General features: G+C 72.9%; 19 protein-coding genes, 1 tRNA gene and 1 pseudogene. 11 read left to right on the top strand and 10 right to left on the bottom strand.

All coding sequences use genetic code 11. The features are described from left to right. Positions 1–111: 111 nt before the first annotated feature. Together U5911_RS09555 and U5911_RS09560 are read right to left on the bottom strand one after the other, a co-directional pair. Positions 112–1,086: an ArsA family ATPase gene (locus tag U5911_RS09555; RefSeq protein ID WP_336036809.1), complete on the bottom strand. Its 975-nt coding sequence runs from the start codon at positions 1,084–1,086 to the stop codon at positions 112–114. Positions 1,087–1,154: 68 nt separating this feature from the next. Further along, complete coding sequence (locus tag U5911_RS09560) at positions 1,155–1,451, bottom strand: DUF7990 family protein (RefSeq protein WP_336036810.1); 297 nt, start codon at positions 1,449–1,451, stop codon at positions 1,155–1,157. Between the two features lie 103 nt (positions 1,452–1,554). Here U5911_RS09560 and U5911_RS09565 point away from each other — a divergent pair, with 103 nt between their 5' ends. Beyond that, positions 1,555–2,868 (top strand): CobW family GTP-binding protein, encoded by a 1,314-nt coding sequence (locus U5911_RS09565; RefSeq protein WP_336036811.1) that lies wholly within the window; start codon positions 1,555–1,557, stop codon positions 2,866–2,868. Between the two features lie 69 nt (positions 2,869–2,937). Here the strand turns inward: U5911_RS09565 and U5911_RS09570 are convergent, their stop codons facing one another. Further along, positions 2,938–3,174 (bottom strand): hypothetical protein, encoded by a 237-nt coding sequence (locus U5911_RS09570; RefSeq protein ID WP_336036812.1) that lies wholly within the window; start codon positions 3,172–3,174, stop codon positions 2,938–2,940. Between the two features lie 122 nt (positions 3,175–3,296). Here U5911_RS09570 and U5911_RS09575 point away from each other — a divergent pair, with 122 nt between their 5' ends. The 6 genes and pseudogenes from U5911_RS09575 to U5911_RS09600 all read left to right on the top strand — a co-directional run bounded on the left by U5911_RS09575 (position 3,297) and on the right by U5911_RS09600 (position 9,137). Then, positions 3,297–3,512, top strand: a complete 216-nt coding sequence (locus U5911_RS09575) for a DUF8107 family protein (protein ID WP_336036813.1) — start codon at positions 3,297–3,299, stop codon at positions 3,510–3,512. Between the two features lie 51 nt (positions 3,513–3,563). After that, on the top strand, positions 3,564–3,713 hold the full coding sequence (locus U5911_RS09580) for a hypothetical protein (protein WP_336036814.1): 150 nt from the start codon (positions 3,564–3,566) through the stop codon (positions 3,711–3,713). Positions 3,714–3,731: 18 nt separating this feature from the next. Beyond that, positions 3,732–4,490, top strand: a pseudogene (ddh, locus tag U5911_RS09585) (D-2-hydroxyacid dehydrogenase); the annotation flags it as partial. Between the two features lie 168 nt (positions 4,491–4,658). Continuing rightward, a complete protein-coding gene (locus U5911_RS09590; protein ID WP_336036815.1) occupies positions 4,659–6,308 on the top strand; it encodes a type II/IV secretion system ATPase subunit in 1,650 nt (549 codons plus the stop codon). A gap of 1 nt (position 6,309) precedes the next feature. Beyond that, positions 6,310–8,430, top strand: coding sequence for a type II secretion system F family protein (locus U5911_RS09595; RefSeq protein ID WP_336036816.1), 2,121 nt, complete (start codon positions 6,310–6,312; stop codon positions 8,428–8,430). Between the two features lie 2 nt (positions 8,431–8,432). Then, positions 8,433–9,137 (top strand): class I SAM-dependent methyltransferase, encoded by a 705-nt coding sequence (locus U5911_RS09600; protein WP_336036817.1) that lies wholly within the window; start codon positions 8,433–8,435, stop codon positions 9,135–9,137. Between the two features lie 32 nt (positions 9,138–9,169). On the opposite strand, the gene U5911_RS09605 is transcribed toward U5911_RS09600, so the two are convergent. From U5911_RS09605 to U5911_RS09630, 6 genes are read right to left on the bottom strand one after another with little or no spacing between them, the layout of a single operon-like run. Further along, complete coding sequence (locus U5911_RS09605) at positions 9,170–9,952, bottom strand: AAC(3) family N-acetyltransferase (protein ID WP_336036818.1); 783 nt, start codon at positions 9,950–9,952, stop codon at positions 9,170–9,172. Then, positions 9,945–10,886 (bottom strand): glycosyltransferase, encoded by a 942-nt coding sequence (locus U5911_RS09610; protein WP_336036819.1) that lies wholly within the window; start codon positions 10,884–10,886, stop codon positions 9,945–9,947. Before U5911_RS09610 ends, U5911_RS09605 begins: the two co-directional genes overlap by 8 nt. Further along, a complete protein-coding gene (wecB, locus tag U5911_RS09615; RefSeq protein ID WP_336036820.1) occupies positions 10,883–11,962 on the bottom strand; it encodes a non-hydrolyzing UDP-N-acetylglucosamine 2-epimerase in 1,080 nt (359 codons plus the stop codon). The genes U5911_RS09610 and wecB overlap by 4 nt, the downstream gene beginning before the upstream one ends. Then, positions 11,959–12,996: a hypothetical protein gene (locus tag U5911_RS09620; protein WP_336036821.1), complete on the bottom strand. Its 1,038-nt coding sequence runs from the start codon at positions 12,994–12,996 to the stop codon at positions 11,959–11,961. The genes wecB and U5911_RS09620 overlap by 4 nt, the downstream gene beginning before the upstream one ends. Continuing rightward, entirely contained in the window at positions 12,993–13,976 is a 984-nt protein-coding gene (locus U5911_RS09625) for a glycosyltransferase family 2 protein (protein WP_336036822.1), read from the bottom strand. Before U5911_RS09625 ends, U5911_RS09620 begins: the two co-directional genes overlap by 4 nt. Next, positions 13,976–15,412, bottom strand: coding sequence for a nucleotide sugar dehydrogenase (locus tag U5911_RS09630; RefSeq protein WP_336036823.1), 1,437 nt, complete (start codon positions 15,410–15,412; stop codon positions 13,976–13,978). Before U5911_RS09630 ends, U5911_RS09625 begins: the two co-directional genes overlap by 1 nt. 181 nt (positions 15,413–15,593) lie before the next feature. Between U5911_RS09630 and U5911_RS09635 the strand changes: the two genes are divergently transcribed. From U5911_RS09635 to U5911_RS09650, 4 genes are all read left to right on the top strand, one after another. Further along, positions 15,594–15,665: transfer RNA gene (locus U5911_RS09635), tRNA-Gly, on the top strand. A gap of 380 nt (positions 15,666–16,045) precedes the next feature. Next, positions 16,046–16,459: a DUF7522 family protein gene (locus U5911_RS09640; protein WP_336036824.1), complete on the top strand. Its 414-nt coding sequence runs from the start codon at positions 16,046–16,048 to the stop codon at positions 16,457–16,459. Positions 16,460–16,534: 75 nt separating this feature from the next. Then, the gene (locus U5911_RS09645) at positions 16,535–18,928 is read left to right on the top strand and encodes a methyl-accepting chemotaxis protein (RefSeq protein ID WP_336036825.1); all 2,394 of its coding nucleotides are present in this window, start codon (positions 16,535–16,537) and stop codon (positions 18,926–18,928) included. A 51-nt stretch (positions 18,929–18,979) separates the two neighbouring features. Continuing rightward, positions 18,980–19,387 carry a hypothetical protein gene (locus tag U5911_RS09650; RefSeq protein WP_336036826.1) on the top strand — a complete coding sequence of 136 codons (408 nt, stop codon included), beginning with the start codon at positions 18,980–18,982 and terminating at the stop codon, positions 19,385–19,387. Here U5911_RS09650 and U5911_RS09655 read toward each other — a convergent pair. Beyond that, positions 19,384–20,199, bottom strand: a complete 816-nt coding sequence (locus tag U5911_RS09655; RefSeq protein ID WP_336036827.1) for an HD domain-containing protein — start codon at positions 20,197–20,199, stop codon at positions 19,384–19,386. The two genes, U5911_RS09650 and U5911_RS09655, sit on opposite strands and share 4 nt — an antisense overlap. Positions 20,200–20,272: the final 73 nt, after the last annotated feature.

Genomic DNA, 20,272 nt, shown 5'->3' on the forward strand with positions numbered 1-20,272 from the left:
TTAAGCTTTTGCATGGTAGCGGTTTTATACTACTTGAACGACGGTGGGGGAGACTGGCCGGAACGCGGTCGCGGGCCCGCCGACGGGAGGGGGAAACGGGCCGGCCGGCAGTCAGACGAACGCGGGTTCCTCAACTGATACGTCGACGTCGAGCTCGGCCGCCACGTCCCCGATGAGGTCGCCGCGCACCTCCCGCGTCCGGGACTCGATCTCCGCGACCAGCGGCGGGTCGAAGCGCTCCCGGACCGACGCGAGGCGCTCCCGCTCGGTCTCGACGCGCTCGCGCAGGTAGCGGGCGCCGCGGCCGTCCTCCTCCGGGTCGGGCTCCGGCGTGAGCTTGTTCGCGACGAGGCCGCGCACGCCCAGCTCCTCGGCGTCCATGTCCTCGATGGCGCGACCGGTCTCGTTCACGGACAGCTGGTCCGGGTTCAACACCAGGAAGAACGCCGCGTCGTTGCGCAGCGCGCCGCCAGCGAACTCGAAGAACTCCTTGCGCTCCTGGAGGTGGGCCAGCACGGGGTCGCCGTCCATCACGCGCCGCGGCTCGCGGTTGCCGATGGCGGCCTTCTCGAAGAGGTCGATGCTCTCGCGGCGCTTGTGCATCAGGCGCTCCACCCACGACTCGAGGAACTCCGGCAGCGCGAGCAGCCGAAGCGTCGACCCCGTCGGCGCGGTGTCGAAGACCACGCGGTCGTAGTCGTCGGCGTCCCGCATCACGTCCACGAACCGGTCGAACAGCGCGGACTCGTACGCGCCGGGCGTCTGGTGGGCCATCTCGAGTTGCTTGTTGATCTCGTTGACCATCGTGGCCGACACCTGGTCGGAGAGCCGGTTCCGGATCTCGCCGAGGTGGCGGGTGACCTCCCGCTCCGGGTCAATCTCGAGGGCGTGGAGGCCGTCGACGCCGGCCACCGGCTCGGGCTCGTCGCCGAACTCCTGGTCGAAGACGTCCGAGACCGAGTGGGCTGGGTCGGTCGAGACGACGAGCGTCTCCACGCCGGCCGACGCACACTTCTGGGCGTACGCGCACGAGACGGTGGTCTTGCCGACGCCGCCCTTCCCGCCGAAGAAGACGAACGGCTCCATCTACCGGCCACCTCCCGGCGCGGCCGGCCGTCCCGTCCGGCGGCGGCCAGCGAGGGTGCTCGCGGGCATCAGAAGTGCTGGCCCTCCACCTTCCCGGACAGCGGCGTCTCGCGGTCCCAGAGGCGGCGCTCCCAGGACTCGAACTCGTCCTCGAGGAACGGCAGCAGCTCGGCCGTGTAGTACGACACCGGCGACGGGATGCCGAACGCGTCCGGGAAGCACGCCAGCATGAACGCGTCCTCGATGTCCTCGGCCTCGTCTTCGATCTTCTCGTAGGCGGGGTGGCTGATCATGCCGTGGTAGAGCCCCCGCAGCCACTCCTCGAGGACCTCGCGGTACGTACTGATTCGCGCGGCGAGCGTCATCGTCCCGCACGAACGGGCTCTGCACGTAAAAGCTGTCGCCGCCTGCGGCGCCGTCGGCCGCCGCGAACCGGACGTTGAAGTCCGTCGGCGCCGACGCGGACACATGGGCGAACGGATTCCGGTCACGGTCCTCTCGGGGAGCCTCGGCGCGGGGAAGACGACCCTGCTGAACCACCTCCTCGCGAGCGCCGGGGACCGCGACCTCGCCGTCCTCGTCAACGACATGGGGGACGTGAACGTCGACGCCGAGCTCGTCGCGGCGGGCTCGGACCTCGACGTCGACGGCGGCGTCGCCGAGCTGTCCAACGGCTGCATCTGCTGTGAGCTCCAGGACGACCTCGAGACGGCCGTGGTGGGGCTCGCGTCGGACCGCGAGTTCGACCACCTGATCGTGGAGTCGTCCGGCATCTCGGAGCCGGCGCCGGTCGCGCGCCTGTTCACGACGGACTCGCGGGCGGCCGCCCGCTACCGCGTCAACGGCCTCGTGACGGTCGTGGACGCGCGCCTGTTCGTGGACACGTTCGGCGGCGGTGGGACGCCGGAGCGCCGCGCCGCCGGGGAGGACGAGCGACCGCTGTCGGACCTGCTCGTCGAGCAGGTGGAGGTGTCGAACGTCGTCCTCCTGAACAAGGCGGACCTCTGCACGGACGAGGAGCTGGCGACCGCCGAGGACCTCGTGGGCGCGCTCCAGCCGGACGCCGAGACCGCGCGCACGGAGTTCTCCCGGGTCGACCCGGAGTGGCTGCTCGACGTCGAGCGCTTCGACCCGGGCGCGGTCGCCGACCTCCCCGGCTGGAAGCGCGCGCTCGCCGACGTACGTGGGGACGACGACCACCACGGAGCCGAAGCGGATGGCGACCACGAACACGACGGAGACGGTCACCACGAACACGACGGAGACGATCACCACGAACACGACGGAGACGATCACCACGAACACGACGGAGACGACCAACACGGCCACCGTCACCCCGACGAGGTGTACGGCGTCACGTCGTTCACGTACCGCCGCCGACGGCCGTTCCATCCCGGACGACTCGCCGCGGTCCTCCGCGACCTGCCGGCGTCGGTCGTGCGGTCGAAGGGGACGCTCTGGGTGGCCGGCACCGACCTGAAGCAGACGGTCGGGCAGGCCGGAGAGTCGGTGCGGGCCACCGCGCAGGGGCCGTGGATCGCGTCGCTGCCGTCCGTCGAGCGGGACCTCTACCGCTCGAACCGCCCGGACCTCGACTGGGACGACGAGCACGGCGACCGGCGCACGGAACTGGTCGTCATCGGCACGGGCGTCGACGAGACCGCGCTCCGGGGTCGGCTCGACGACGCACTCGTCACGGACGACGAGTGGGGAGACGACTCGCTGACCGCCGCTCCGTTCCCGGCGGACGTGGGCGAGGTCGTCGTCCTCCGCGAGCCGTAGCCGGCAGCGCGACCGCACCCCTCCCCATCCCCGTCCCCGTCTCCGTCTCCGTCCCCGTCTCCGTCCCGGTCAGCACGCGCAGCCGTCGGCGTGGTTCCGCTCGAACCGCATGGCGTCGCCGCAGTCCGGGCACAGCGGCGTCCCGTCGCCGCCGCGGTCCAGTCCCTCGTCGTCGACGGCGACGTCCCTGACGCGGACGCCGCAGTCGTCACACCAGTACGCGCCCTTCGAGTCCGAGCCCGCCGCGTCGGCCGTGCTGTCGGCGCTGGCCGAGAGCGCGGACGACACCGTGCCGAGGATGCCCATGTTAGAGTGTCGCACGCCACGCCCCTTAAAGTTCGCGTCGCACTCGGGCCACGTCCCGTCTCGTGGCGGCGGACGCGACCGTCCCGGCAAGAGATAAGTCGCGGTCCGCCAGTGTGTAGGACATGACCGACGACGACGGCGGCGGCTTCGACGCGGGCGCCAGCGGGACGCACGGCGACCCGAAGTTCCTGTTCGCGCTCAACGCCGTGCTGTCCACCCTGTTCGCGGTGGTCGTCACGTGGGGGCTGTCGTTCCTCGAGCTGGTCGAGTTCACGCTCGTGAACGTCGCGACCCTCGCCATCCTGCTGTTCGCGGCGACGTACCTCGTGACGTCCTGACGCGGTTCGAGCGACACACTGTAGACCCCTCGCTGCGAACGCCCGACCAGTATGGTCTCGCGCATCGGGATCCACGACTCCGTCGACGCGGTGTTCCCGCCGACGGCACTGCAGTCCGAACTCGCCGGCGTCGACGCCGATGTCTGCGTCGTCGACACGGACGGCGTCGGAACGGTCGACGCGCTCGTGACGTTCGCGTAAGACGAGGCGTTCCGGTCGGCCGGCCTCGAGTGGATCCACTCCGTCCAGGCTGGCGTCGACCGGTTCCCGCTGGACGCCCTCGAGGCGGAGGGCGTCGCGCTCACGAACTCGACGGGCACGCACGGGGACAGCGTCGGCGAGACGGTCGCCGGCTACATGCTGTCGTTCGCGCGCCGCCTCCACCGGTACCGCGACCAGCAGGGCGACCGCGAGTGGGCGTGGCCCGACCACGACGACCCGTTCACGCTCGACGGGGCGTCGCTGTGCGTCGTCGGCCTGGGGACGCTCGGCCGCGGCATCGCCGCGCGAGCGGACGCCCTCGGGATGGACGTCACGGGCGTCAAGCGCACGCCGACGCCGGTCGACCACGTCGACGAGGTGCACCCGGCCCGCGACCTCCGCGAGGCCGTCGCGGACGCGAAGTTCGTCGCGCTCGCCGTCCCGCTCACCGCGGAGACCGAGGGGCTCGTCGGCGAACGCGAGCTGGCGGCGATGCGCGACGACGCCTACCTCGTGAACGTCGCGCGCGGCGGCGTCGTCGACCAGGACGCGCTCGTCGACGCGCTCGAGTCCGGTGGCCTCGCTGGCGCCGCACTCGACGTCTTCGAGGCGGAGCCGCTGCCCGAGGACTCGGTGCTGTGGGGCATGGACGAAGTGATCGTGACGCCGCACGCCGCCGCGGCGAACCGCGACTACCCCCGACGGATGGCGGCGCTCGTCCGCGAGAACGCCCAGCGCCTCGACGCCGGCGACGACCTCGTGAACCGCGTCGTCTGACGCCCTGCCGCGCTCCAGCGACGTGGTCTGCGTACGAGTGTGCGCCTGCCACGGGCGGGCTACGTGCGAGCCTGCGCCTGACCGCGGGCGGTTTCTGGCCAGCCCGGCGTCCGCTGGCGGTCCGCGGCCAGTTTTAAGTTCACGCGGGAGAAGGTGGAGGTAGCATCGATGGGGAACGACTTCCTCGCGGACCTCGACCGGCGCCTCGACGACGTCCGCGAGCGGGCGCGCCGCGTCGCGGAGGTCCTCCGCGGGTCGGACGTCGACGTCCCGGAGTACCGGCCCGACGAGCACGGGCCGCTGGTCTCCTTCGACGGCCTGGACGGCTACGAGGAGGTCGACCGGTACTGGGTGAACGCGCCGTACGCGTTCGTCTACGTCGGGTTCGACGCCGAGAACGACGAACACCGCTACCACGTCGTCGAACCCGCCCTCGACGAGTTCGAACGGGAGCTGCTGGAGACGCTGTACGACGACATCCGGGACGCGCTCATCTACGACGCGGAGTACGACCCCGAGGACCCCGAACGCGTGCTCAAAGACCAGATGCGCGCGCTCCTCGAGGAGTACGGCCTCGAGGTCGACGCCAACGCGTTCTACCGGCTGTTCTACTACCTCCACCGCGCCTTCGAGGGGTTCGAGAAGCTCGACCCCCTGATGTCCGACCCCCACATCGAGGACATCTCCTGTGACGGCTACGGCGTGCCGCTGTTCGTCTACCACGACCAGTACACGGACGTCGAGACCAACCTCAGCTTCGAGCAGGAGGAACTCGACGGCTTCGTCGTGCGGCTCGCCCAGCAGTCCGGCCGCCACATCTCCATCGGGAACCCCGTCGCGGAGACGACGCTGCCGGACGGCTCCCGCGCGGAGCTCGCGCTCGGCGAGGAGGTGACGCCGAGGGGGTCGGCGTTCACCATCCGGAAGTACAGCGAGGACCCGTTCACGCCCGCGACCCTCGTGGAGTACAACACGTTCGACCTCGACCAGATGGCGTACCTCTGGCTCGCCATCGAGTCCAACAAGAGCCTGCTGTTCGCGGGCGGCACCGCCTCCGGGAAGACCACGTCGATGAACGCCATCTCCATGTTCATCCCGCCGCGGTCGAAGGTGCTGACCATCGAGGACACCCGGGAGCTCACGCTGTTCCACGACAACTGGCTGTCCTCGGTCACCAGGGAGGCCATCGGCGACGGCGAGGGCATCACGATGTACGACCTGCTGCGCTCGGCGCTCCGGCACCGCCCCGAGTACATCGTCGTCGGCGAGGTGCGCGGCGAGGAGGCGATGACCCTGTTCCAGGCGATGAACACCGGCCACACGACGTACTCGACGATGCACGCCGACAGCGTGCAGACGGTCATCAACCGCCTGGAGAACGACCCCATCAACGTGCCGCGGGCGATGATCCAGAGCCTCGACGTCCTCTGCGTGCAGACGCTCACGCACGTCGGCGACCAGCGCGTCCGCCGGAACCGCGTCATCGCCGAGATCGAGGGCGTCGACCAGCGCACCGGCGACCTCGACTACTCCACGGCGTTCGAGTGGGAGCCCGGCGACGACAGCTTCGCCCAGCGTGACTCCCTCGTGCTCGAGGAGATCCGCGAGGAGCGCGGCTGGTCGCGCAGCGAGCTCCTCCGCGAGCTCAGGAACCGCAAGCGCGTGCTCCGCTACCTCGCGGAACGGGACGTGAGCGACTACCGGCGGTTCACGGCGGTCGTCAACGAGTACTACGCGGACCCGGAGCGCGTCGTCGACCGCGTCACGGCGGCCCTCGACGAGGACGTGGTGGTGGACGCCCCGGGCGTCGGCGAGTAGGATGGCGGCCGCGCTCCTCTTGCTGCCGCTGGTCGCCGTGTTCGCGGGGCTCGTCGCGCTCGCGGCGGCGCCGCTCGTCCCGGGCCTCGACCGCGTGCTGACGCGCGCGTCGGTCGCCGCGTTCGGCGAGTTCGCACGGCGGCGCCGCGACGTCAACCCCGAGCAGGTGGCGTCGCTGCGCGGCGCGCACGTCGCACAGACCTACCGCGTGTACGCCGCCCGGACGTACCTGTTCGCGTCCGTCGCGGCGCTCGCGGGGAGCGTCCTCGGCGTCTACCTCGTCGCCGGCGTGCTCGTGTTCCTCGGGAACGCGCCGGCGGACCTCCAGTCGCAGTTCCCGGCGTTCGTCCGCGGCGCGTTCGCGAGCGGGCCGGCGGACTTCGCCGTCCTCGAGCTGTTCGCGCTGTTCCTGGCGTCCGGCGCGACCCTCGGCGTGCTCGCGTCGTTCGGCACCCACCGGCTCCGGTGGTCGCTGCCGGAGTACGCGGCGGGCGAGCGGTCCCGCCGCATCGACGCGTCGATGGAGCGGACGGTCGCGTTCCTGTACGCGCTCTCCCGGAGCGGCATGGCGCTCCCCGAGGTGCTGCGGATCCTCGCGCGAAACCGGGCGGTCTACGGGGAGAGCGCGCGCGAGATGGCCGTCGCGGTGAAGGACGTCGACCTCTACGGCGCCGACGTCCTGCGAGCGCTCCAGCGGCTCGGCCAGCGCACGCCGAGCGAGGACCTCTCGGAGTTCGCGGAGAACCTCGCGAGCGTCATGCGGAGCGGCCGCGACCTCCCGGGGTTCCTGCGGCGCGAGTACGACTACTACGCCGAGGAGGCGGAGGCGAAACAGGAGCAGTTCCTCGAGCTGCTGGCGACGCTGGCGGAGGCGTACGTGACGCTGCTGGTCGCCGGGCCGCTGTTCCTCATCACCATCCTCGTGGTCGTCGGCCTGACGCTGTCGGACACCCGGAGGTTCCTGCGGGTCACCGCGTACCTCCTGGTCCCGCTGGCGACCGCCGGGTTCGTCGTCTACCTCGACTCCATCTCGGAGTCCGCGACCGGCGGGACGGCGGTCGACGAGGGGCAGGCGGCGGCGTCGCGGACGCGGTTCCAGTCGATTCCGCGCCCCGACGGCGCGGCGCGCGCGGACGGCGGCGGGGTCGCGGGGACCGCAGCCACGCAACTGAACCGGGAGCGGTTCGCGACCTACCGGCGCCTCCGGCCGGTGCTGTACCGCCTCCGGAACCCACTGGAGGCGGTGTTGCAGACGCCGACCGTCGTCGTCTACGCGACAGGGCCGCTGGCCGCGCTCTACCTGGTGGCGCAGTGCTGGCCGCTCGCCGCGGCGGGCGTCACCGACCTCGCGGCGTACGACGGGCCGCTGGTGCACGCGGCGCTGTTCGTGCTCGGGACGTTCGCCGTCGCGTACGAGGCCCACCGCCGCCGCGTGAAGGCCGTGGAGGCGAACGTCCCGGACTTCCTCGACCGGTTCGCGTCCACGAACGAGGCGGGGATGTCGGTCGTGGAGAGCTTCGGGCGCGTCGTCGGCGGCGACCTCGGCGCGCTCGGCACGGAACTGGACCGCACGTGGACGGACGTCCGGTGGGGCGCCCGCGTCGAGCACGCGCTCGGGCGGTTCCGGGAGCGCGCCCGGACGCCCGCCATCTCCCGGGTGGTGACGCTGACGACGAACGCGATGCGGGCCAGCGGGGACCTCGGGCCCGTACTGCGGATCGCGGCGAACGAGGCGAAGGCGACGCGGCGCCTGGAGCGGGACCGCCGCAGCGAGCTCCTGACGTACCTCGTGGTCATCTACATCGCGTTCTTCGTGTTCCTCGCCATCGTCGTCGCGCTGGACGTCATCTTCGTCCCGAACATCCCGACGGTCGACGCCGGCGCCGTCGCCTCGGGGCCCGGCGCGGACCCCGTCTCGACGGGGCCGTTCGAGCGGGCGTCCCAGCTCACGCAGGCCCAGAAGGACTCGTACAGCCTCCTGTTCTTCCACACGAGCCTCGTGCAGGCGGTCTGCTCGGGGCTCGTCGCCGGCCAGATGGGCGAGGGCACGGTGAAGGCCGGCGCGAAGCACGCGACCGTGATGCTCGCGGTCGCGTACGCCACGTTCCTCCTCATCGGCTGACCATGCCGGGCGACCACCGCGACGGCGACGGCGTCCACCGCACGTACGACTACATCGCCGCGCACTTCGCCAAGACTCGCGAGTACGCGTGGCCGGAGGTCGAGGCGTTCCTCGAGGGGCGTACCGCCTCGCTCGCGGTGGACGTCGGCTGCGGGAACGGCCGCCACACGGAGCTGCTCGCGGCGCGCGCCGACCGCGCGCTCGGCGTCGACGCCAGCACGGGACTGCTCGGGGAGGCGGGCGACCGCGCCGCCGAGCGCGGGTTCGACGCCGACCTCGTCGCCGGCGACGCCGCCCGCCTGCCGCTGCGCGACGGCGTCGCCGACCTCGCGGTGTACGTCGCGACCGTCCACCACCTCGGCTCGCGCGCCGACAGGGTCGCGAGCTTCGACGAGCTCGCGAGAGTGCTCGCGCCCGGTGGCGCCGCGCTCGTGAGCGCGTGGAGCACCGAGCACGACCGGTTCGAGGACGAGGCGTCACGCGCTCCGGACGGGCGAGCGGCCGCCGACAGCGAGCCCGAACGCGAGGGCTTCGACACGGCCGTCGACTGGACGCTCCCCGGCGGGGAGACGGTGCCGCGGTTCTACCACATCTACCACCCCCCGGAGTTCCGCGCGGACCTCGAGGCGAGCGCGCTCGCCGTCGAGGACGCGTTCGTCTCGAGCGGGAACTGCTACGCAGTCGTCCGCCCGGCGTCCGGGGCGTAACCCGCAGACGAGTCCGGCGCCGGCGAGCCGCGTCAGGTGACGAGGAAGTAGGGGTCGTCGCGGAGTCGGTCGTCGAGGAGTTCGTCGACGGCGCTCGCGCGACACCCCTGGACCCGGAGGCCGCCGAGGGACCGGTCGACGAACGCGTCGCCGAGCGCCGCACAGACCTTCCGGCGGGCGAACCGGCGGTAGTGGTCGTCGGCGGGCGCACGGTGGACGACCGGCCGTTCGACGCCGTCGCGTCTGACGACGCCGACGTGCTCGGCGACGGAGACGTACGGGACGCCGTGGCGGAGTTCGGCGACGTGGAACGCCGAGCAGCGGAACCGCCCGGTGCCGACGTTGAGGTAGAGGACGTCGCGGTCGTGGAGTTCCGCCCAGTAGCCGCCGGGCGCGTAACTGCAGTCGGTGCCCTCGGTGTCGAAGGTGAACGACCCGGCGCCGAGCAGCGAGAACACGGGGTCGTCGGTCCGGAAGTCGGCGTCCGCGAGGAACCGCCGGCCGAACGCGCCGACCTCGGGCGGGGCGCGGTCGAGGTCGACGTAACCGGTGTCGCGGAACGAGAACGTGAACCCGGGCGTGAGCACGGCGTCGAACGACTCGCGGAGGGCGTCGCGGAGGCGCCCGTAGGGGTCGCCGGCGAACGCGGCCGCGACGTCCGAGAGGCCGGCGTAGACGACGGCGACGTCGGCGTCGAACCCGTCCAGGGCGTCCCGGAGCGCGCCGGACGGCAGCGAGTCGACGGGAGCGTCGCCGCCCGTCGCGTCGGCCGCGAGCGACCGGGCGGCGTGAGCGTACGCGCGGAGCCTACGCATCGGCGACGACCTCCCGGTAGACGGCTTCCAGTCGGCGCGCGGTCCGGTCGCGGTCGAGGCGCGCGACGCGCTCGCGGCCGTTCGAGCGCTCGCGCTCGGCGAGCACGTCGGCGAGCGCGTCGGCGAGCGCGGCGTCCGTCGACGCGACGGCGGACGGCCGGACGCCGTCGAGACGGTCGGGGACGTCGCCGACCGGCGTCGCCACGACCGGCAGGTTGCACGCCAGCGCCTCCTTGACGGCGTTCGGCGACCCCTCGTGCTCGGACGTGAGCACGAGCGCGTCCGCCGCGTTCAGGTACGCCGGCATCGACTCGTGGGGGACGCCCGTGACCGCGTGGAGCACGACGTCGTCGCCGAGGCGGTCCGCGGCGGCCGCGGTGACGCGGCGGGCCCGCGGGAAGTTCTTGACGGTGCGCTGGGGGTCGTAGGGGTGGACGACGTGCAGGCGGTCGTCGCGCCAGCCGACGACGTCCCGGGCCGTCGGCCTGTCGGTCGGGCGGAACAGGTCGGTGTCGACGCCGTGCGGGACCACCTCGCAGTCGACCGCGAGGTCCTCGGCCATCGGCTCGGACATCACCACGACCGCCGAGGCGGCGCGCGCACACGCCCGGCTGACGGGGCCGAGCGGCCCGTAGAGGTCGGTCCCCCACAGGGAGACGACTGTCGGGAGACCGGGCGCCGCGAGCGCCGTCGGTGCGACGACGCCCTGGTTGGCGTGCACGACGTCGAAGTCGCGGCGGGCGGCGCGGAGCGCGCGCCCGAGGTGCAGGAGGTAGTGCCGCAGCGACCGCGAGCGCTCGCCGGGGACGTGACTCCCGGGGACGGCCAGCGTCGCGCAGTCGACGCCGCGGCGGCGGAGCGCGCGCACCTGGCCCCGGTACGCGGTCGAGGTCTCGCTGGGGACGAGGTCGAGGACGCGCACCGCCGCCGTCACCCCGTCGCGGAGTCCGCGAGCCGGTCGGTCGTCGCTCGCGCCTCCAGCGCGTCGACGACCGCCGCGGCGGCGCCGACCGGCGGGTCGGCCTGCCGCGTGGGTTCCTCGACGGCGGCGTCCACGGCGGCCGCGACGGCGTCGCGGGCCGTCCCCACGAGGACGTTGTGGCCGCGGCGGACCGTCCCGGTCCACTCGGTCGTCCCGCGCAGCGTCACGCACGGCGTGCCGAGGTAGGACGCCTCCCGCTGTACGCCCCCCGAGTCGGTCGCGACCGCCGACGCGTCCGCGAGCAGGGCGAGGAACGCCGCGTAGCCGGTCGGCGCGACGAGGTCGAGCCGGTCGGCCGCCCAGTCGTAGCGGCCGTGCGTCCGCAGCCTGTCCTCCGTCCGCGGGTGGAGCGGGAGGACGACCGGGCGGCGGGCGTCGGCGAGGCCGGCCAGCACGGCCCCGAGGGTCGCCGCGTCGTCGGTGGTCTCGGCGCGGTGGACGGTCGCGAGCACGTACTCGTCGGGCGTGTCGGGGAGAGACGGCGGGTCGACCGAGCGAGCCATCCGCACGGCGTCGGCGCGGACGTCCCCGGTCAGGTGGACGCCGTCGGTCACGCCCTCGGCGGCGAGCGCGTCCACCGCGTCCGTCGTCGGCGCCAGGCGGCGGTCGGCGAGGTGGTCGACGACGACGCGAGTGCGCTCCTCGGCCATCCGCCAGTCGCCGCTCCGGAGGCCCGCCTCGACGTGGACGAGCGGCGCGTCCGCGGCGACGGCGGCGACGGCGCCGGCAAGCGTCGACGTCGTGTCGCCGTACACGAGCACGGCGTCCGGGGCGGCGGCGTCGAGAACCGGGACGAGGCGGTCGACGGCGCGCGCGACCTGCTCGCCGCGCGGGCCCGGTCCGACGCCGAGGTGGTGGGTCGGCTCGGGCAGCGACAGCTCCTCGAAGAACACCGTCGAGAGCGCGTCGTCGTAGTGCTGGCCGGTGTGGACGAGCGTCGGCTCGTGGCCGCGCGCGTCGAGCGCCCGGCAGACCGGCGTCGCCATCACGAACTCGGGGCGGACGCCGACGACCGACCAGACGTTCACGCTGCCCCCTCCACGACGTCGACGACGAACGCGGCGACGTCGACCTTGTCCGCGAGCAGGCGCTCCCGGCGGCGCGCCATCGCCTCGTGCGGCGGCGACCGCGCGTACGCGACGGCGCGGTCGACGGCCGCGTCCTCGTCGGCGAACGACGCCAGCAGCCCGTACTCGTCCTCCAGTTCGCGGAAGTTGCTCATGTCGCCGTCGCCCGCGAACGCGCTCGCGCGGACCGCTGGCGTCCCGAGGACGGCGGCCTCGGTCGCCATCGTCTGGGAGTCGCCGGCGTAGCAGTCCGCGAACGCGAGCAGGTCGTGGACGGCGTCGACCGGCACCGGGAGCGGGTCGGCGGCCAGCCCCGCGAGCGCGCCGTCGGCGTCGCGCTCGCTCGTGACGTAGACGGTCGCGACCTCGGAGAGCGCCGCGAGCAGGCGTCGCTTGCCGGCCGGCGAGAAGCCCCGCCGACCGACGTCGTGGTGGGCGTCCCAGGCGGCGAACCGGACGACAGCGTACCGCTCGTCGGGGTCGACGCCGTGCTCGCGGAGGACGCCGGGGTCCGGCGTGAACCGCTCGGGGTGGAGGTACGCGAGCTCGTGGAAGCCGTCGTAGCGGCGCTGGTTCGGCACGGCCCGACGGAAGCTCGCGGGCGTGCAGACGACGTCCGCGAACCGGTGCGTGAGCGCGGCGGCGAGGCGTTCGTGCTCGCTGTCGTCGAAGACGACCGCGCTGGCGCCGGCCAGGTTCGCCGCGTGCACCGCAGCCGGGTCCACCTGGCTGACGACGACGTCGGGGCGGAGGCGGCGGGCGAGACGGACCAGTCCGAGCCCGCGAGCGGGGAGTTCGGCGACCCGCGACAGCGGTCCACTGCCGGCGCGCGACGCCACGACGTAGGGGAGGCCGGCGGCGTCGAGGAGCGTCGTCGTCACGTCCTTCTCGCGGGCGGCGATGGCGACGTCGTGTCCGCGGTCGGCGAGCGTCTCGGCCGGGCCGGCGAACAGGTGGACGAGCGCCGGGTGCGTGACGTCGAAGAGGACGCTCACTCGCGCCACCTCCGCACCAGCGTGGGCGCCGGGGTCGGCGGGGCCCACTCGGAGAGGTGTTCCCGGCGGAGCCGACGCAGGCACGTCGCGGCGAGCAGCCACGAGACGCGGACCGCGTACTCCCCGTAGTCGATGCCGCTGTCCTCGTCGCCGTACCTGCTCCGCCTGGGAACGTCGACCGCGCGGCGACCGGCGGCGTGCAGGCGCGCCAGCACCTGGACGCCGTAGCCGTACCCCTCGTACATCGAGCGCGGCCGGACCGCTTCGAGCGCCTCGCGCGTGACGGCCGTGTAGCCGTTCACTGGGTCGGTCAGCGACCAGTACCCGGACGCGACGCGACACAGCAGCGTCAGGGCCACGTTCCCGAACAGCCGGATCGCGGGCATCCCGGCGCGGTCCTCGCGGCGCCGCAGCCGCGTGCCCGTCGCGTAGTCCGCCTCCCCGTCGACCAGCGGGTCGAGGAAGCGGTCGAGGCGCGAGGGGTCCATCTGGCCGTCCCCGTCCACGGTGGCGACGAGGTCCACGCCGTCGGCGAGTGCCGCCAGGTAGCCGGTCGTGACCGCGCCGCCGGCACCCCGGTTCTCGTCGTGCCGGAGCACGACCACGCGTCCGCTGGGCGTCGACTCGGCGACGCGGACCGCGAGCGCGCGCTCGGCGTCCACGCTCCCGGCCTCCGTGTCCACGCTCCCGGCCTCCGTGTCCACGCTCCCGGCCTCCGTGTCCACGCTCCCGGCCTCCGTGTCCACGCTCCCGGCCTCCGTGTCCACGCTTCCGGTCTCAGAATCCACGCAGTCGACCTGGCGGGCGGACGGTGACTCGTCCGCTGCGGCGAGCGCGGCGGCCGCCGTGTCGTCGCCAGACGCGTCGTCGACGACGTAGACGCGGTCCACGAACCCGGGGACCGCCTCGACCACGTCCCCGACGAACGCGGCCTCGTCGTGGGCCGGCACCACGACCGCGACAGTTCGACCGCGGTACATCACGGACACCGGTACTGGACGTCGGCGCTCGCGGCGCGCTCGCGGTCGAACAGCCTGGGGACGTCGACCACGACCGGCCGCGACGGGCAGGCGGCGGCCACGTCGTCGAGGGTCAGGTCCGCGAACGCCGCGTGGGCGACGAGCACGACGACGCCGTCCACGCCCTCGAAGGGCCGGTCCGCGCGGACGTCGAACGGAAGCGCGCTGGCTGCCCGCTCGGCGTCGACGAGCGGGTCGTGTCCGACGACGTCGACGCCGAGCGTCCCGAGGTGCGCCGCGACGTCGTCGCTCCGCGTGCCTGCGAGGTCCGCGACGTCGGGCTTGTACGCGAGGCCGAGGAGCAGTACCGTCGGGTCCCCGGGGACAGCGTCACCCTCGGCGCTCTCGTTCCGGGACGCGTCCGCTGCGTCCGCGTCAGTGTCGTCGCCGGCGCCGTCGGCGCACACGCCGGCCGCGTCCGGCTCGCGTGCCGCGGCGAGGGCGTCGGCCGTCGCCGAAGCGACGACCGCCGGGACGGCGTCGTTGACGGCTCGCGCCGTCCGCACGAGCGGCGTCGAACCGCCGGCCGCTGCCACGCGGTCGGCGAACAGCAGCGGGTCCTCGGGGAGGCACGTCCCGCCGACGAGTCCGGGTTCGAGCCGGGGGACGTTCCACTTCGTCGCCGCGGCGTCAAGGACGGCGGCTGCGTCCAGGTCGAGCGCGTCGAGTGCGCTCGCGAGCTCGTTGACGAGCGCCACGTTCACGTCCCGGTGGACGTTCTCGACGCACTTCGCCGCCGCCGCCGTCGCCGGGTCGTCCACCACGCAGACGTCGTCGTAGACGTCCTCGTACAGCGTCGCCACGTCGCGAGCGACCGAGCGACGCGGCGCCCCCACGAGCTTCGTCCGGGTCCGCCACTCGCCGCGCGGACCACCGGGGGAGAGGCGGACGGGGGAGTGCGCGACGGCGAACGCGTCGCCGGCCGCCAGGTCGGCGGTCGCTTCCAGCGTCGGCGCGAGGACGTCCGTCGTGGCGCCGGGCGGGACGGTCGACTCGAGAACGACCGTCGTCTCCGGCGAGAGCCGCTCGCCGACCGTCTCCGCGGCCGCCCGGACGACCGGCACGTCCCCGGACGCGTGCTCGTCGTGGCGCGTCGGCACGGAGACGAAGACGACGTCCGCCGCCTCGATGCAGGCGGCGTCGGTCGTGAACGAGCAGTCGCTGTCCGCGACCGCGGCGTCACCGACGGTCCCGGTCGCGTCGACGCCCCGGCGGTACGCCGCCACGACCGACTCGTCGACGTCGAAGCCGACGACGTCGACGCCCGCGGCCGCGAACGCGAGCGCGTGGTGGAGGCCGACCGTGCCGACGCCGACGACGACCGCCCGCAACGCCTCCGCTCCCGGTCGCGTGGCCGTCGTCACGGGCGCCGTCGGGTCCCAGTCGCTGCCTGTCATCACCCCGACGGTCAGCGCACGACCAGTTTGGTAGTCGGCGCGTAACCCCGGCGAGGCCGGCCGGCGTGGCGGTCGCACCGCCCGGAAGGGAAACGTCCATAAAGGACCGGACGGAAGTGGGTGTGAGCACCGATGGCGAGCGGATCCGACGGATTCGCGCGCCCCGGTGCGAGCGAAACGAGCACCGATGGTCTAGTGGCTAGGACCTGAGCCTTCCAAGCTCATGGCCCGGGTTCAAATCCCGGTCGGTGCATTTTCTGTCGCGAACGAACGTGAGCGACGAAAATCACGGGGTTCTGAACCCTGTGAGTCCCAGCCCGCGCAGCGAAGCGAGCAGGAACGTCTCACATCGGTTCAAATCCCGGTCGGTGCACTCTGCGTCGCTCACGACCGTGAGCGACAGCATCGCGCAGCCGACCGACGTCTCGCTCGCTCCGCTCGCGAGACTCCCGGTCGGTGCACTCTCGGGCGGTGCGTTCCGGTCGGGCTCTCTCGGGCGGTGCGTTCCGGTCGGGCTCTCTCGGGCGGTGTCCGGCCGAGGAGTGTCGTCGTCGAGGTGTCGCTGTTCGGCCCACTGCGTGCAACGTCTACCGAGGTACGAACAGTGATATCGCCCCAGGGGAGAGGGGACGCATGGTGACGACCGGCGCGGACGAACTGGTGGCGTTCCTGCAGGGGGAGGCGGGGGAGTACCTGCGCGGCGCGGTCTACTACTCGCCGACGGACCACGAGGTGCTGTACCTCCGCGACGACCTCGAAGACCGCTACGGCGACGCGGAACTGGCGGAGCTGTTCGCGTACTACCGCGACCAGAACCGGAAGGCGGCAGCGGTCGAGCCCTTCGACCTGGGGACCGACCACTGCACCGTCCACTTCTACGACGAGGCAATCCTCTTCCACTTCGTGCAGCCGGGGCCGTCCGGGACCGTCATCACGCTGGAACCGGAGGCCGGACGGGACGTCGTGCAGTTCATCACGCGCTGCCTGAAACAGCTACACGAGAACTCGCCGCAGTCGATCGCGGCGCCCGAGTGGCTGCGGGACTGACCGCGAACCGGGCGTTTTCACGCGTGAATCTCGGGTGCGTAGTTTTATGTAGGTGGTCGTGGCTGACAAGAGCGAATGTCGATTCGTTCGAGGGTGGAGTGGGCGGCGCGGCGACTGACGCCCGGGGTGGTGCGGCGGAGCTACCTCGCGAAGTTCGGCGCCGCGCTGCTCGTCGTCGTGCTGTGCATCGGCGCGGTCGGCGCGGCGACCTACGCGCAGACATCCGACCAACTGGAGGCGCAGTCCCGCTCGGAGTTCACGACCGCGGCCGACCTGAGCGGGGCCTCCGTGGCGGAGTGGCGCGCCGAGCGGACGAACACCGTGCGGATGCTCGCGCAGTACGACGTGCTCGTCGGCGGGAACTACACGGAGATCGGCGGGTTCCTCGACGACGAAGTCGCGGCGATGCCGGCGGACGTGAACGACCTCCACTACGTGCAGTTCCAGCGTCAGGCGGTCATCGCGAGCACGGACGACGACATGGACCGCCAGCGGTTCAGCGACGACGCGACGCCGTGGGCGAGCCAGGACGTCTCCTACGGCGACGACGGCGTGTTCGTCTCCGAGCCGTACGTGAAAGACGGGGAGACGCGGGTGGCGTTCGTCGCGCGCATCGAGAGCGACTACGGCGCCCGGTCGGCGGTCGTGCTGACGACGAACACGGGCGCGCTCACCGACGGCTTCCGGCAGCCCACGGACGGCAGCTTCACGCAGCTGGTCGACAGCTCCGGTCGCGTCGTCGCCGACGGTGACGGCGCCGCGACGATGCAGTCGTACGCCGACGACGAGAACGCGACCGTCGTCGCGGCCGCCGCCGGCGACGCGAGCGGGTTCCTGTCGGCGGGCGAGTCCGCGAAGGACCTCTCGGCGGAGCACGTCGTCGCGTACGCGCCGGTCGAGGGGACCGACTGGGCGGTCGCGCTGCACGTGCCGACCGGCGAGGCGTACGCGCTCCGGTCGACGGTGACCGAGCGCGTCCTCGTGATGGTCGGCGTCGCGCTGGCCGGCCTGGCGTTCATCGGGCTGACGCTCGGCCGCGGCACGCTCACGGCGCTGAACGTGCTCGGGCGGAAGGCCGAGGCCCTCGAGCGCGGCGAGTACGACACGAACCTGGACGTCGACCGGCGGGACGAGATCGGCGACCTCTTCGACTCGTTCGCCGCGATGCGGGACGCGCTCGTCGAACGCATCGAGGCGGCCGAGCGCGCGACCTCCGAAGCCGAGGCCGCACAGGCGGACGCCGAGGCCGCCCGCGAGCGCGCTGACGAGGCGCGCGAGGCGTCCGAGCGCCGCGCCAGGCGACTCGAGGCGACGGCGTCGTCGTTCTCCGCGTCGCTGTCGGCGTTCGCGGACGGCGACCTGACCGTTCGCCTCGACGAGGACGCGGGCCACGACGCGATGGCCGACGTCGCGGCGTCGTTCAACGAGATGGCGGACGAACTCGAGCAGACGGTCGCCGGCGTGATCGCGTTCGCGGACGAGGTCGCGGACGCCAGCGACGACGTGTCGGCGCGCGCGTCGGCCGTCGAGACGGCCGGCCGCGAGGTGTCGACGTCCGTGGACGCGATCAGCCAGCAGACCGCCGAACAGCGCGACGAGCTGGAGGTCGTCGGCGCGGAGACCGACGACATGTCAGCGACCATCGAGGAGGTCGCGGCGTCCGCCGACGACGTCGCCGAGACGTCCCGGGACGCGGCCGGGCTGGGCGCGGACGGCCGCGAGGCTGCGGCCGACGCCGTCGCGGAGCTCGAGGACATCGAGGCGGAGACGGAGGCGACGGCGGCGGCCGTCGAGGACCTGGAGGCGGAGATGGCGGCCATCGAGGACGTCGTCGACGTCATCACCGACATCGCCGAGCAGACGCACATCCTCGCGCTGAACGCGAGCATCGAGGCGGCGCGCGCCGGCGGCGACGGCGACGGGTTCGCGGTGGTCGCCGAGGAGGTGAAGGCGCTCGCCGAGGAGACGAAGGCGTCCGCTGGCGACATCGAGGCGCGCGTGGCGGACGTCCGCGAGCAGACCGACGAGAGCGTCGCGGCGATGGCGGCCATCCAGGACCGCGTCGGCGACGGCGTCGAGACGGTCGAGCGGACCCGGGAGGCGCTGGAGGCGGTCGTCGACGCCGTCGAGTCCGCGGACGCGGGCGTCCAGGAGATCAGCCACGCGATGGACGAGCAGGCGTCGTCGGTGGCGGACGTCGCGGGCGCCGTCGACGACGTGGTGGCGCTCGGCGAGGAGACCGCCGACGAGGCGGAGAACGCGGCGGCGGCCGCCGAGGAGCAGGCGGCGACGCTCTCCGAGGTGACGGAGAGCGCGCAGTCGCTGTCGGACCGCGCCGCGGCGCTCCGCGAGCGGGTGGCGGCGTTCGAGGTGGACGCCGACGCCGACGCGGCGACACTCGAGGACAGCGGTGACGGGTCGCGGACGCCGACGCGCGCGGACGGCTTCGAGTGGCCGCACGTGGACTGAAGCGGCGCGCTGTCGCGGAAGCTTTACGCGGCCGCCTGTCGACGGGCCGGTATGGCGACGGAGTCCGCCCACGAGTCCCTCCGCGACGTCGGGTACCGACGGCTCGTCTTGCTGGTCGGCGCGCTCTGGGGCGCCGCGCCCGCGCTGACCTTCGGCGTGGGCGCGTTCGCGGACGCCCCACCCGACAGCGCGCTGCTGGCGGTCGGCGCCGCGATGACGGTCACGCTCGGCGCGCTGTTCGAACTGGACAGCCGCGCGCTCGCTCGTCGCGGCACGGGCGTCGAACTGGCGTGGTCGTACGCGCTGCTCGCACCCATCTCGGTGGTCGCGTTCGCGCTCGTCGGCCCGGTGCTCCTGCAGGTGCCGGTGCTCGGCCTGCTCGGCGTGCTCGCCGGGCCACCGACGGCCGCGCTCGCGTACGTCTGGGTGCGCGGCCGCCACGCGAGCGTCGACGGCTAGAGCTCGATGCGCTCGACGAGCTGGTCGCTGTCGCCGGCGCTGTTCAGCGCGACGATGCGGACGTCGTCCTCGATGCCCGAGCGCCGGAGCTTGTCCTTCAGGAGGTTGTCAACCTGGTAGACGCCGGCGGCGTTCCGCATCTCGATCTCGACGAGCACGGGCACGTCGTCGTCGCCCTCCATGAGCGTGACTGACTCGATGGCCTGGCTCGAGATGGTGTTGATGCCGCGGCCGCCGCGCTCGTAGGGCAGCCGGGAGCGGCCGCGCTCCATGTCGAGGCCGTCGGCGACGCGGATGACGCCGGCCTCCGTCGTGAGCGGGTCCTCCTCCGTGTGGTGGCAGAGAATCGCGTGCAACACCTCCCCCTTCACGCGGACGGCCTCGGCGGTGTCGTAGAACTCGGGGAGGACGCGGTCGAGGACGTCCGCGGCGAGCGGGATCGAGTAGTACGCGTGGCTGTCCCGGTGGACGACGTGCCCGATGTCGTGCAGCGTCGCCGCGAGCGCGACGATGACGGCCTCGTCGGCCTCTTCGAGGCCCTGGTCGGCGGCGCCGTCGAACTCGACGCCGCCGCGTTTCAGGAGTTCGTACAGCGAGAGCGCGCGGTTCCGGACGATCTCGATGTGCTTGCTGCCGTGGTCGTTGTACCCCTTCCGCTTGACCGGGTTGACGTTCTGCGCGTCGAGGTACGTCGTGATCTCGGGGTCGTCGGTGACGTACTCCAGCACGCGGTTGAGTCGCTCGTCGGGGAACGAGTGGGGCTCGTCGGGGTCGTACTTGCGGCTTGAGTTCGTCTGCGTCGTGTCGCTCATGCGTTCGCGTTCGCGGTCCGACGTGAAAAGCCGTGTGTCGGGGCCGACCGGCGGGAGCCGTCGCACCGCGTCC

The sequence above is a fragment of the Halobacterium yunchengense genome, from assembly GCF_037031165.1.
In the GTDB taxonomy this organism is placed as follows: Archaea; Halobacteriota; Halobacteria; order Halobacteriales; family Halobacteriaceae; genus Halobacterium; species Halobacterium yunchengense.

Excerpts from the sequence above, each read along its gene's own strand:
- U5911_RS09570 (WP_336036812.1), bottom strand. The coding sequence starts at position 3,174 with ATGGGCATCCTCGGCACGGTGTCGTCCGCGCTCTCGGCCAGCGCCGAC.
- U5911_RS09630 (WP_336036823.1), bottom strand. The coding sequence starts at position 15,412 with ATGACAGGCAGCGACTGGGACCCGACGGCGCCCGTGACGACGGCCACG.
- U5911_RS09555 (WP_336036809.1), bottom strand. The coding sequence starts at position 1,086 with ATGGAGCCGTTCGTCTTCTTCGGCGGGAAGGGCGGCGTCGGCAAGACC.
- U5911_RS09640 (WP_336036824.1), top strand. The coding sequence starts at position 16,046 with ATGGTGACGACCGGCGCGGACGAACTGGTGGCGTTCCTGCAGGGGGAG.
- U5911_RS09650 (WP_336036826.1), top strand. The coding sequence starts at position 18,980 with ATGGCGACGGAGTCCGCCCACGAGTCCCTCCGCGACGTCGGGTACCGA.
- U5911_RS09575 (WP_336036813.1), top strand. The coding sequence starts at position 3,297 with ATGACCGACGACGACGGCGGCGGCTTCGACGCGGGCGCCAGCGGGACG.
- U5911_RS09590 (WP_336036815.1), top strand. The coding sequence starts at position 4,659 with ATGGGGAACGACTTCCTCGCGGACCTCGACCGGCGCCTCGACGACGTC.
- U5911_RS09560 (WP_336036810.1), bottom strand. The coding sequence starts at position 1,451 with ATGACGCTCGCCGCGCGAATCAGTACGTACCGCGAGGTCCTCGAGGAG.
- U5911_RS09605 (WP_336036818.1), bottom strand. The coding sequence starts at position 9,952 with ATGCGTAGGCTCCGCGCGTACGCTCACGCCGCCCGGTCGCTCGCGGCC.
- U5911_RS09565 (WP_336036811.1), top strand. The coding sequence starts at position 1,555 with ATGGGCGAACGGATTCCGGTCACGGTCCTCTCGGGGAGCCTCGGCGCG.
- U5911_RS09595 (WP_336036816.1), top strand. The coding sequence starts at position 6,310 with ATGGCGGCCGCGCTCCTCTTGCTGCCGCTGGTCGCCGTGTTCGCGGGG.
- U5911_RS09600 (WP_336036817.1), top strand. The coding sequence starts at position 8,433 with ATGCCGGGCGACCACCGCGACGGCGACGGCGTCCACCGCACGTACGAC.
- U5911_RS09625 (WP_336036822.1), bottom strand. The coding sequence starts at position 13,976 with ATGTACCGCGGTCGAACTGTCGCGGTCGTGGTGCCGGCCCACGACGAG.
- U5911_RS09580 (WP_336036814.1), top strand. The coding sequence starts at position 3,564 with ATGGTCTCGCGCATCGGGATCCACGACTCCGTCGACGCGGTGTTCCCG.
- U5911_RS09645 (WP_336036825.1), top strand. The coding sequence starts at position 16,535 with ATGTCGATTCGTTCGAGGGTGGAGTGGGCGGCGCGGCGACTGACGCCC.
- U5911_RS09655 (WP_336036827.1), bottom strand. The coding sequence starts at position 20,199 with ATGAGCGACACGACGCAGACGAACTCAAGCCGCAAGTACGACCCCGAC.